At 63.9% G+C, this 11,817-nt stretch carries 9 protein-coding genes; 3 read left to right on the forward strand and 6 right to left on the reverse strand.

Translation table 11 applies throughout. The features are described 5' to 3' along the window. The coding region (locus ACTHJR_RS16675; protein WP_440524387.1) for an alcohol dehydrogenase catalytic domain-containing protein at positions 1-611 on the reverse strand (611 nt) is incomplete at its 3' end. A gap of 135 nt (positions 612-746) precedes the next feature. Further along, positions 747-2,030, reverse strand: coding sequence for an acyl-CoA dehydrogenase family protein (locus ACTHJR_RS16680; protein ID WP_440524388.1), 1,284 nt, complete (start codon positions 2,028-2,030; stop codon positions 747-749). A gap of 162 nt (positions 2,031-2,192) precedes the next feature. On the opposite strand from ACTHJR_RS16680, the gene ACTHJR_RS16685 reads away from it, so the two are divergent. Further along, the gene (locus ACTHJR_RS16685) at positions 2,193-3,440 is read left to right on the forward strand and encodes a TetR/AcrR family transcriptional regulator (protein ID WP_440524389.1); all 1,248 of its coding nucleotides are present in this window, start codon (positions 2,193-2,195) and stop codon (positions 3,438-3,440) included. A 16-nt stretch (positions 3,441-3,456) separates the two neighbouring features. Here the strand turns inward: ACTHJR_RS16685 and ACTHJR_RS16690 are convergent, their stop codons facing one another. The 4 genes from ACTHJR_RS16690 to ACTHJR_RS16705 all read right to left on the reverse strand — a co-directional run bounded on the left by ACTHJR_RS16690 (position 3,457) and on the right by ACTHJR_RS16705 (position 10,532). After that, positions 3,457-4,779, reverse strand: coding sequence for a spinster family MFS transporter (locus tag ACTHJR_RS16690; RefSeq protein WP_440524391.1), 1,323 nt, complete (start codon positions 4,777-4,779; stop codon positions 3,457-3,459). Between the two features lie 90 nt (positions 4,780-4,869). Further along, entirely contained in the window at positions 4,870-7,905 is a 3,036-nt protein-coding gene (locus tag ACTHJR_RS16695; RefSeq protein WP_440524392.1) for a TonB-dependent receptor domain-containing protein, read from the reverse strand. Between the two features lie 202 nt (positions 7,906-8,107). Further along, positions 8,108-9,181, reverse strand: a complete 1,074-nt coding sequence (locus ACTHJR_RS16700) for an acyl-CoA dehydrogenase family protein (protein WP_440524394.1) — start codon at positions 9,179-9,181, stop codon at positions 8,108-8,110. Between the two features lie 136 nt (positions 9,182-9,317). Beyond that, complete coding sequence (locus ACTHJR_RS16705) at positions 9,318-10,532, reverse strand: acyl-CoA dehydrogenase family protein (RefSeq protein ID WP_440524396.1); 1,215 nt, start codon at positions 10,530-10,532, stop codon at positions 9,318-9,320. A 48-nt stretch (positions 10,533-10,580) separates the two neighbouring features. On the opposite strand from ACTHJR_RS16705, the gene ACTHJR_RS16710 reads away from it, so the two are divergent. Then, entirely contained in the window at positions 10,581-11,300 is a 720-nt protein-coding gene (locus ACTHJR_RS16710) for a DNA alkylation repair protein (protein WP_440524398.1), read from the forward strand. Further along, on the forward strand, positions 11,297-11,704 hold the full coding sequence (locus ACTHJR_RS16715) for a GFA family protein (RefSeq protein ID WP_440524399.1): 408 nt from the start codon (positions 11,297-11,299) through the stop codon (positions 11,702-11,704). The genes ACTHJR_RS16710 and ACTHJR_RS16715 overlap by 4 nt, the downstream gene beginning before the upstream one ends. Positions 11,705-11,817: the final 113 nt, after the last annotated feature.

Below are 11,817 nucleotides of genomic sequence, written 5' to 3' on the forward strand. Positions count from 1 at the left end.
GCGCCGGCGATCTTGGCGGCATTGACCGCGGCAAGGCCGATGCCCCCGCAGCCGACGACGCACACGGTCTCGCCCGGCGTGACCGGGCTGGCGTTGAACACCGCCCCCGCCCCGGTCGTCACCGCGCAGCCGAGCAGGGCCGCGCGATCGAGCGGCATGTCCGGGTCGATCGCGACGCAGGCATGTTCGTGGACCAGCATCATCTCGGCATATGCCGACAGGTTCAGCATCTGGTTGACCGGCTCCCCGTCGAGGCTGAGCCGCGGCGCGGCGTCGCGCGGGCGCTTGGTGTCGCTCGAGATGCACAGCGACATGCGGCCCGAGACGCAGAATTCGCAATGGCCGCAGAAAGCCGACAGGCAAGTGACGACCGCGTCACCGACCTTGACCGTACGCACTTCCGACCCGACCGCCTCGACGATGCCCGCCGCTTCATGGCCGGGGATCGCGGGCAACGGCGTCGGATAGGCGCCATCAACGAAATGCAAGTCCGACCGGCACACGCCGCAGGCGACAGTGCGGATCAACACCTCGTGCGGGCCGGGCTTGTCGATGATCACGTCGCAGATTTCGAGCGGCTTCTTCGGCTCGAACAATACGGCTGCTTTCAACGTCTACTCCCCTAGAATTCCAACAGACCCTCACCCTTCCCACCGCCTGCGGCGGCGGGCCCCTTCACTCTCCCGCATGCGGAAGAGGGAGGGAGGCGCGTAGCGCCGGAAGGGTGAGGGTCTGTTCGTCAGTCCTTATCGCGAAACCCCGATATCCCCGCTCGACGGCAGGTCGGCCTTGTAGTCGGCGTATTTGCCGAATTCGTTCCGGGCGATCGCTCGGTTGTGAACCTCGTCCGGGCCATCGGCGAAGCGCAGCGTCCGCATCGCCGCCCATTGATGGGCCAGCGGGAAATCGTCCGACACGCCACCGCCGCCATGCGCCTGGATCGCGTCGTCGAGGATCTGCAGCGCCATGTTGGGCGCCTGAACCTTGATCATCGCGATCTCGAGCTGGGCCGATTTGTTGCCCGCCTTGTCCATCATGTCGGCGGCCTTGAGGCACAACAGCCGCGTCATCTCGATGTCGATCCGCGCCCGCGCGATGCGCTGTTCCCAGATCGAATGGTCGGCGATGCGCTTGCCGAAGGCGACACGGCTGAGCAGGCGCTTGGCCATCGCCTCGATCCCGGTTTCGGCGACGCCGATCGTGCGCATGCAATGGTGGATGCGGCCCGGCCCGAGCCTCCCCTGCGCGATCTCGAAACCGCGGCCTTCGCCGAGCAGCAGATTGTCGACCGGGACGCGGACATTCTCGAGCAGCACCTGACCATGGCCGTGCGGCGCGTGATCATACCCGTAAACCGAAAGCATCCGCTCGATCTTGACGCCGGGCGCATCGAGCGGGACCAGGATCTGGCTCTGCTGGGCGTGGCGCTTGGCTTCGAGATTGGTCTTGCCCATCACGATCGCGACCGCGCAACGCGGATCGCCGACGCCCGACGACCACCATTTGCGGCCGTTGATGACATAATGATCGCCATCGCGGACCATCGAGGTTTCGATATTGGTCGCGTCCGAAGAGGCTACCGCCGGTTCGGTCATCAGGAAGGCCGAGCGAATCTTGCCCTCCATCAACGGCCGCAGCCATTGCTCCTTTTGCTCGCGCGTGCCGTAACGATGCAGGACTTCCATGTTCCCGGTGTCCGGCGCCGAGCAATTAAAGCATTCTGAAGCCCAGCCGATCTTGCCCATTTCTTCGGCGCAAAGAGCATATTCGAGATTGGAAAGCTGTGTTCCCTCGAATTCGAAACTGTCGTCGACATGGGTCTGCCCAGAATGCGGCGGCATGAAGAAATTCCACAGCCCCTGGGCCTTGGCGATGTCCTTCACCTGCTCGATCACCGGGATGACCTTCCAGCGGTCGCCCTCGTGCGACTGCTGGTGATACTCGCCGTTGCGGGGCCTGATCTCCTTGTCGATGAAGGCCCGGACGCGGTCCCGGAAATAGGTTTCGCGGTCGCTCAACGTGAAGTCCATGATGCTGCTCTCCTGTGGCTGTCGAGACTCCGACTAAACCGTACCGCGTTTTCGGTAAAGGCGTTGAATCCTCTTTTTGCGGCGCGATCCCGACAATCGAAAAAGCGTCGGGACGCTGCGGAATCCGCTGGCCCCGTGTGACGGAAATGTTAAGCAGGGAACATGGGGCAGACCGATACGGCAGAACTGGACGAGGTTGCGGGAACGAAACGTTTCAGGGCGAAACGAAATGCGATCCTGGCGGCGGCTTCCGAAGCGATAAACGAACAGAGCGCGAAGGGCATGACCTTCGCCGATGTTGCGCGGCGCGTGGGGCTCAACACGACCAGCGTCACCTATTATTTCAAGCGCAAGGAAGATCTCGCCCAGGCGTGTTTCGAACACACGCTAGAAACATTGGGCGACATGCTCGACACCGCCCGCGCGGAGCCGACACCCGAAACGCGGGTGGCACGCTATCTGTCGCTCAACATGGAACGCTACGCGCGCATCCGCGAGCATGACGAGCGCGCACTGGCGACGCTGAGCGACCTGCGCGCGATGGAGGAGCCGATGCTCGGCCGGCTAATGGCGGCCTGGCGCGAGATCTTTCGCAAAACCCGTGCCTTGTGGGGCGATGAGCCCGATGGGCGCCGGTTGAAGGATTTGTACGGCGCCCGAGCGCATGTGCTGCTCGAAAACACCTTCTGGATCCCCGCCTGGATCAACCGGTACGACCTCGACCAGTTCGATCGCGTCGAGGCCCGGCTGATGGACATGTTTCGCCATGGCATCGCGATGCCTGGCGATGCTTGGACGCCGCAGATCCTCGACGTCGAACACGAAGCCGCCGAGCCGGGGCGCGAGGCGTTCCTGCGCGCCGCCACCCGCCTGATCAACGAACTCGGCTATCGCGGCGCCTCGGTGCAGCGCATCGCGTCCGAACTCAATGTGACCAAGGGCAGCTTCTACCATCATCTCGACGCCAAGGACGATCTGGTCATCGAATGCTACAAGCGCAGCTTCGACACGATCACCGACACGATCCACGCCGGAGAGAATGCCAGCGGCGACTGGTGGCACCGGCTGTCGAGCATCATCGCGACGCTGCTCGACGTCCAATTCTCCGAGCGCGGCCCGCTGTTGCGCACCACCGCGCTGACCGGCCTGCCGCGCCATGTCCGCCAGGCGATGATCGATCGGTCGGACCGCATCGCGCGGCGCTACGCCGGCATGCTGTCGGACGGCGCCGCCGAGGGATCGATCCGCCCGGTCGACGCGATGATCGTCAGCCAGTCGCTGATGGCGTTGCAGAACGCCGCGTTCGACATGCGCAAATGGGCGTCGACCATGCCGCGCGATCGCGCGGTGGCGATGTACGCCTCGACGCTGTGCTTCGGCATGTTCGACGATCGCGCGGCGGAAGGCTGAGCCCTCCGCCGGCCGGTCAGACGAAGACCGTTTCCGTCATCTCCCGCGCATCCTGCGCCTTGCGCTTGAGCAGCACGCCCGCCCGCCAGTAATGGAAGATCGCCCAGGGCGTGATCGCGGTGAAGACGAACATCGAATAGCGCAGCGACTCCGCACCGTAGGTCGGCTTGAGAGCATCGCTGAGCGCGCCGACGAGAAACGGCCCCAGGCCCAATCCGATCATGTTGTTGATCAGCAGCGTGATCGCTGCCCAGGTCGCCCGCAGGCGGATCGGCGCTTCGGACTGGATCAGCGCGAACGTCACGCCGAGATAAGCGGTCGAGAACAGAATCGACAGGAAATAGGCCCCTACCCCGAAGGTCGGATTGGTCGCGGTATAGACACAGAGGCCCAACGGAAGCCCGATCGTCTTGAAGATCGCGATCATGTACGACTGGCTGTAGAGGCCACGGGTGCGGGTCAGGCGATCGGCGATTCTTCCGCTGACGATCGCGGCGATGGCGACGAGGATCGCGCCGACCGGTGCGACTTTGAGCGCGATGTCGAGCTTGGTGAAGCCGAACGAGCGCTGCATGAAACTGGGTCCGAACGCGGTCAGGCCGTAGCCGATCATCGACGTCAGCGTGAACCCGGCGACGAGATGGAGCGCGGCACGATTGGCGAACAGCGTCGAGAAGCCGTCGATCAGCGTCGGCTTGGCGTCATCCATCGCGATCTGCGCATCGGAAAGGCCGCGCTTGGGTTCGGGCACGACCGCCCAGATCACGGCGGCCAGCAGCAAACCGGGCAGGCCGATCACGTACATCGCGACACGCCAGCCGTAATAGGTCGCGACGACTCCGCCAATGATGGTCCCGAACGCCGCGCCCAGGCCGACGCCGAGCGAATAGATCGACATGGCCGAAGCGCGTTTGTCGGGCGGATAGAGGTCGGCGATGATCGAATGGCTCGGCGGGCTCGATCCTGCCTCGCCGATCCCGACCCCAATGCGCGCGCCGAGCAGTTGCCAGAAACTGGCGGCGAGGCCGCCGAGCGCGGTGAACGCGCTCCAGATCGCCAGCGCGCCGGCGATGATCCTCACGCGATTGCCGCGATCGGCGAGCCAGGCGACCGGGATTCCCAGCCCGGCATAGAAGATCGCGAAGGCCATACCGCCCAGAATCCCCATCTGGGCATCGGTCAGGTGGAGGTCCTTGATGATGTCTTCCTGCAGGATCGCGAGGATCTGCCGGTCCATGTAGCTGAAGAAATACGCGAGCGTCAGCAACAGCAGGGTCAGGGCACGGCGTTTGGGCGCGAACGTCGCTTCGATTTCGGGGAGGCGCGTGGGGGAGGACACGGGGGAGCGACCTTTCCTGTCGTTGGCAAACAACGGCCCCGCCGCGCCGGTCTGGCGCGACGGGGCCGGAAGAGATTCAGTGGGCCAAGGTTAGAACTTGGTCGACAGGCCGATTTTGAACATGCGGCCGAACGGATTCCCCACGAACGGCTCGTAATTGTAATCCTCTCGCGCGAAGGGCGGTTGCGCATCGAAGATGTTGAACACCGTTCCGGTCAGGACGAAGTTCTTGGGCAGCTTGATCTGCAGATTGAAATCAGCGGTCACGAAGCTGTTGAGGTCGGCACCGGTCAACAGCGAGATCGGGGTCGCGGGGATCGTCCCGTCGGGATTGCGCAGCGACGGGTCGGGCGCGAACGGACCGCTCCTGGTGTCATATCGCTGATCGTGCAGGCCATCCGTGTAATTGACCGTCAGCCGCGCATCGACCGGACCCGTCCCCAGGTCGAGATAGGCCTGCCCCTTCCATTTCGGCACCGGGTACAATGTCGATTGGTAATTGAGCAGCCCGACGCCGTCATAGGCAGACTGAACCTTGACGCCCGCCACGTAGATATCGCTGATCCGGTTGTGCAGCGTACGCGTCGCATCCGCCCCGATGCCGAAGCGGAGCGCCGAGCCGAGGAATTGGCTCGACCGGTATTTGACGCTGAAGTCGATGCCTTCGTTGGTCTGCGTGGCGCCGTTCTGCAGGAAGGTCTTCACCCGCGAGATGTTGGCGATGTTGTTCGCCACCGAGGATTGCGAACCGCACAGGCCGTTGGCGAAGGTGAACCGCGCCGCCAAAGCGGAGGAACAGGCGTTGCCGCCGGATGACGGGAACAGCGTCGCCACCATCGCCGCCAGCGGATCGCTGACGATGACGTCGGTCAGGCGGTATTTGAAATAGTCGACGCTGGCGTTGAAGCCACCGAACTTGAGCAGCAGGCCACCCGAATAATTTTCCGACTTTTCCGGCTTGAGCGCCGGATTGCCGAAGATATCGACCGGCTTGAACGCCGACCCGATCAATTGCAGCGCAGTGACCGAATTGCCGCTGAGATTGGCGAGCGTGGGTCCGCGGAAGGTGGTGCCATAGCCGCCGCGGACCGCGAGCCAGTCGGTGACCTGCCAGCGCGCACGGACCTGCGGGTCGACGGTCGATCCCACCGAGCCGCCGTAATCTTCATAGCGGATCGCCGCCTGGACATTGAACGCGTCGAATACCGGCAGCTGCAATTCGGCGAACACCGCCTTGACCCCGCCTTTCAGGAAACTGTTGGAATTGGTGCCCAGAAAGGCGAGCGCACCGGTTGCCGGGCTGGGATTGACGCCGGACGTCGGCGAGCAAGCCGCCGGGTTGGTATTCCCCGTTATCGGCGTGTCGCGGCAGGGATTGACCGCGAGATTGTTGTTGGCGCCGTACAACGTGTCGAACCAATTGTAGCGATACTGGGCGCCGACACCGAACTGGATATCGCCGCCCGGCAGCTTGATTCCGGTCGAGCCGCTGACATTCGCGTCGAGCACGAACAATTGCGAATCGACCGCCGTGCTCGATTTCACGAAGAACCAGTCGGTCAATTCCCTGCTGTTGGCGAGCGCTGCATTGCCCTGCGGATTGGTGGTGCCGTTGATGGCGCCGTGAGTCACCGCATTGCCGAACGGGTTGAGCCAGAGGCAGCCATTCTGCCCGGGCGTGTTCGCGGCGACGTTGCAATTGGGCCCGCCGAATCCGCGCAGCGCGAGTTGGATGCGGTCGCCGAACGAATCGTAGCCGTCGATGTAGCGATAATATTCGTGATAGGTCGCGGACAGGTTCCAGTCGATCTTGGGCGCGAGCTTGCCCGTAAGTTCGGCAGTGAAACGGATCGATTCCGATTTGCGCATGCCACGCGCCGACCCCGTTTCGTCGGGATCGTCCAGCGTCGAAGGATTGCCGCCCGCCATGTAGGGACGGAACAGCAGCAGCGGGAATACCGCCCCGGTCGTCGATGCCGGGAAGAAGCCGGGATTCGCCGCGTTATAGGCAATGAATCCCGGATTGGTGGCGGGCACGTAAAAGCCCGAGACAAACGGCGTCGGGTTTTTCCCGCCCAGCGAGGCGATCGAGGGCGCCTGCGTCAGGATATAGGACGGAGACGTCAGATAGTGCGGGACCGTCGACCGCCCGTAGAGCGCCGTCACCTCGAACTTGGTGGTGTCGGTCAAATCGACGCCGACATCGACGAACGCGGTGAATCGCTTCTCGAGCTCGGCCAGCGCATCGAACCCGGAATATTGCGTGTAGCAGCGGCCATTAGCGCCGACATACCCGCCGAGCGACCCGCAACTGCTGTCCGCCGTCAGCGGGGTGGTCGGCAAGCCGCTGCCCGACAGACCGAGGAAGGTCGCGGGATTGCCGCCGCCGGACCAGCCGCCCTGCGGATTGTTGGCATAAGGCTGGACCGCGAAATTGCGATCGCGCGCGAGCAATTCGCCGCGCTTGGCGAAGCCGATCGCGGCCAGCATCCGGAAGCCGTTCCCGACATGGCCGTAGGACAGCGACGCGTCGACATCGCCATCGGTGTCCTTGACGAACTTGTAGGTCGCCGCAGCGCGGAACCCTTCCTGATCGGTCCGGGTAATGAAGTTGACCACGCCGGCGATCGCGTCGGAACCATAGGTCGCGGCCGCGCCATCCTTGAGCACTTCGATCCGGCCGATCGCGGCCGATGGGATCAGATTGATATCCACCGCCGGCACGCCGTTGCCCGACGTCACCAGGCGACGATTGTTGAGCAGCACCAGCGTCCGCTGCGGCGACAGGCCGCGCAGATTGGCCGTCGCGATGCCCTCGGCGCCCTGCGAACGGCTGTCGAACTGATTCGAATCTCCGAGTACCGCGCTCGATGTCGGCAATGCCTTGAGCAATTCGACCGCCGAGGGCGACCCTTGCTTCTGGAGCTCGTCGGCGCCGATCACGTTGACCGGCAATGCGGCGTCCTCCGGCGTTCCCTTGATGATCGAGCCGGTGATCACGATGTCCGGCGTGCTACCGGTGTCTTGCGGATCCGATGAAGGGCCCGATTGCGCCATGGCCGGCGATGCCGCGCATACCGTGATTACGGAAAACGCGCAGGCGCAAAGCAACCTCGTCTTGATCATGTGCCTCTCCCCATGCGGGCCGGAGCACATTGGACGGCTCCATACCCGGAACTCGAATAGGCACGATGGCTGACGCTACGTCAAGCGTAAGAAACGTTGCAAATTGCTATGTATTCTCGCCTCATCGCGAAAATAGCACGACCTCATGGTTCCGGAATCGGCCAGACCCGATCCCGGAAACATGGCAAAATGGTAGCGATCCTCAGTAACCGCCGAGGCGCGCGAAACGGTCACGCAGATAGGCGGTGTTTCCCCATACCGCTTCCAGCACTCGCATCCGCTTGAGGTAGAAACCGGCGTCATATTCGTCGGTCATGCCGATGCCGCCATGGAGCTGGATCATTTCCCTGCTCATCGCGTGGCCGACCTCGTTGGCCTTGGTCTTGGCGAGCAGCGCCGCCTGGCGCGTGTCGCCGCCGGCGTCGATCGCGGCCAGTCCCGCCTCGACCGCCGAGCGCATCAGTTCGATGTCGCTGAACAACCCCGCCATGCGGTGCTGCAGCGCCTGGAAGGTCGACAGGACCTGGTCGAACTGACGCCGCTGCTTGAGGTAATCGAGCGTGGTCTCGAACGCCTGCTGCGCCATCCCGAGCATTTCCGCCGAAGCGACGACGCGGGCGCGGTCGAGCACCTGGTCGAGCAATTTGTCGCCGCCGTCGGCGAGCTTGTCGGCCTCGACCGCGTCGAAAGTCACTTCGGCATGGCTGCGGAAATCGGTCAGGTGGCGACGTGCGCGCGACACGCCCGCCTGGCCACCGTCGACCAGATAGAGGCCATCGCTCGCGGCGACGACGAACAGGCCGGCGCTGTCGCCCTCGGCGACGAACGCCTTGGTCCCACTGAGCTTGCCGCCGGCGACATTGGTCTTGATGGCCTCCGGATCGTGACGGGGGCCCTCATCGAGCGCGAAGGTCGCGACCAGCTCGCCGCTCGCGATCTGCGGCAACCACCTGTCCTTCTGCGCCTCGCTGCCGCCAAGCACGATCGCCGCGGCGGCGACGGCACTCGCCGACAGCGGGCTCGCGGTCAGCGTACGACCGAGTTCCTCGATCACCAGGCCAAGGCTCAGCCAGCCGAAATCGGTACCGCCATAAGCTTCGGGGATGACGATCCCGGCCCAGCCCATCTGCGCCATCTCGCCATAGACGCTCGCGTTGTAACCGGTCGCGGTATCGGCATCGCGGACCTTGCGCCACGCCGTCACCGGACTCTCGTTGCGGGTCCACTCGCGCGCCATGTCGCGCAGCATCGTCTGTTCTTCGTTGAGGACTGCCATTGTCTTTTCCTCGTCGCCCCGGCGGAGGCCGGGGCCGCTGGATGGTTGGGGCTGCGCTAGACTACGCAGCGGCCCCGGCCTTCGGGCCCCATCAAAGTATACTTTGATGGGATGCCCTTCGCCGGGGCGACGGAAATCATTGATGATCCAGCATCCCCAGGATGCGCTTGGCGATCACGTTGTTCTGGATCTCGGTCGAGCCGCCATAGATCGTCGTCGCCTTGCCAAAGAGCCAGGCGCGCACCGCATGCAGTTCGTCCTGGGTGAAGCCCTCGCCTTCCCAGCCCAGGCCCTGTAGCCCCTCGATCTCGATCGTCAGCTCGGCACGTTCCTGGCCAAGCTTGGTGCCGAGCGTCTTGAGGATCGACGACACTTCGGACACGCCGCCCTTCGCCTTGGATTCGGCCTGGACGCGCATCGCGGTCAGCAGGAAGGCGCGCCAATCCATCTCGAACTTGGCGATCCGCGCGCGGAGATCCGGATCGGCGATCCGACCTTCGGCATCGGTGCCGACATATTTCTTGGCCATGTCGGGCAGCCCCGGCCCGCTCGGCATCAGCCGCGAGCCGCCACCCGAAAGGTTGGTGCGCTCGTGCTGGAGCAGGCGCTTGCCGATCGTCCAGCCTTGGCCTTCCTTACCGACCAGGTTTTTCTTGGGCACCTTCACGTCGGTGAAGAAGGTCTCGCAGAACGGGCTCATGCCGCTGATCATCTGGATCGGGCGCACTTCGACACCGGGGTCCTTCATGTCGATCAGCATGAAGCTGATGCCGTTGTGCTTGTCGCTGCGGTCGGTGCGGACGATCGCGAAGCACTTGTCCGCCCACTGGCCGCCGCTGGTCCACGTCTTCTGCCCGTTGACGAGGTAGTGGTCGCCCTTGTCCTCGGCGAAGGTCTGGAGATTGGCGAGGTCCGAGCCGGCATTGGGCTCGGAATAGCCCTGGCACCAGCGGACTTCGCCCTTGGCGATCGCGGGGATATGCTCGCGTTTCTGCGCCTCATTGCCATATTCGAGCAGGGTCGGACCGAACATCATCACGCCCATGCCGCCGATCGGATTCCACGCGTCGACGCGCGCCATCTCGTCCGCCAGCACCCTGGCCTCTGCGCGGCTGAGACCGCCGCCGCCATATTCTTTCGGCCAGGTCGGCACGCCCCAGCCCTTCTCACCCATCGCCTTGCGCCACGCCGTCATCTCCGGCGTTTCCTGGGTCGGACCCTCGACGCTGGCGAGAGCATTGCCCTTGCCCTTTAGCGACGCAGGGAAATTGGCGGCGAGCCAGTCGCGGACTTCGGCACGGAAACTCTCGAGATCGTCGGACGGACGATCGAGTTCGGCGGCGGATGCCATTCAAACCTCTCCTCTTCACCGAATCTGAATATCGGGTATGGTCCGGAGATGACACATTCCAAGCCGGCGGGAAAGCCCCTGACGATACAGGTCCGCGAAGCACTCGATGCCGTAGCGGAACCGGCACGCGCACCGGCGATGCAGGCGTACATGAAATCGGCCATGCCCTATCTCGGCGTTCTGACCGTGCCGCGGCGTGCCGCGCTGAAGCTGGTCTTCGCCGGACTCGATTGGCCCGACAGCGCGGCGTGGCAAGCGGATGTGCTCGCATTGTGGCGTGGCGCAACCCATCGCGAGGAGCGTTATGCCGCGATCGAGCTCAGCGCCGTGAAGGCGGCGCGGCGGTTTCAGCGGATCGACGCGCTGCCGATGTACGATGAGATGATCGTCACCGGCGCATGGTGGGACTATGTCGACGAAATCGCCGGGCACCGCTTATGGTCCTTGTTGCAGAACGACCGCTCCGCAATGCGCGAAAAGATGCTGGTTTGGTCGACCGATGCGGATATGTGGAAGCGGAGAAGCTCGATCCTCTGCCAACTGCTCGCCAAGCGTGCGACCGACCTCGATCTGCTTTACGCCTGCATCGAACCGTCGATCGGATCGACCGAATTCTTCCTGCGCAAGGCGATCGGCGGGGCGCTGCGTCAATATGCCTGGACCGATCCGGATGAAATCGCACGTTATGTTGCCGTGAACGAGCATCGATTGAGCGGCCTGAGCAAACGCGAGGCGCTCAAAAATGAAGGCAAGCGGAGAGGCGGATGACGACGATCACCGGTGGATGCCTGTGCGGACAATTGCGCTACGAAGCGCGCGGAGCCTCGGACGGCATGGGCTTTTGCTATTGCGGCGACTGCCGCAAGGCATCGGGATCGGGGTTCATCCCGTTCATGGGTTTTGCCGCCAGCGCGCTGACGATCACCGGCCGCACGCATCAATTCCACTCCCCGGCGATGCGTGGCGGCAACGCCACGCGCAATTCCTGCCCGGAGTGCGGCGGGCTGGTGTTTGGCGGCATCCATGGCGTGCACGACAGCCATACGGTCTATGCCGGTTCGCTCGACGATCCGGCGCACTTCCAGCCGACGCTCGCGATCTTCGTCCGCGACAAACCCGATTGGGTCGCAATGCCGGAGGGTTTGACGGCGTTCGAGACGATGCCGGACTGAGGCGCCGTCAACAGTCCATCTCCCCTCCCTTGCAGAAAGGGGAGATTGAGAACCTCTCCGCGCCGGCCTACTCATCCGATTTGACTCGTGAATAGCCATGTGGCTATATAGCC

The organism is Sphingomonas sp., from assembly GCF_051962185.1.
In the GTDB taxonomy this organism is placed as follows: Bacteria; Pseudomonadota; Alphaproteobacteria; order Sphingomonadales; family Sphingomonadaceae; genus Sphingomonas.

Excerpts from the sequence above, each read along its gene's own strand:
- ACTHJR_RS16680 (WP_440524388.1), bottom strand. The coding sequence starts at position 2,030 with ATGGACTTCACGTTGAGCGACCGCGAAACCTATTTCCGGGACCGCGTC.
- ACTHJR_RS16685 (WP_440524389.1), top strand. The coding sequence starts at position 2,193 with ATGGGGCAGACCGATACGGCAGAACTGGACGAGGTTGCGGGAACGAAA.
- ACTHJR_RS16695 (WP_440524392.1), bottom strand. The coding sequence starts at position 7,905 with ATGATCAAGACGAGGTTGCTTTGCGCCTGCGCGTTTTCCGTAATCACG.
- ACTHJR_RS16700 (WP_440524394.1), bottom strand. The coding sequence starts at position 9,181 with ATGGCAGTCCTCAACGAAGAACAGACGATGCTGCGCGACATGGCGCGC.
- ACTHJR_RS16705 (WP_440524396.1), bottom strand. The coding sequence starts at position 10,532 with ATGGCATCCGCCGCCGAACTCGATCGTCCGTCCGACGATCTCGAGAGT.
- ACTHJR_RS16710 (WP_440524398.1), top strand. The coding sequence starts at position 10,581 with ATGACACATTCCAAGCCGGCGGGAAAGCCCCTGACGATACAGGTCCGC.
- ACTHJR_RS16715 (WP_440524399.1), top strand. The coding sequence starts at position 11,297 with ATGACGACGATCACCGGTGGATGCCTGTGCGGACAATTGCGCTACGAA.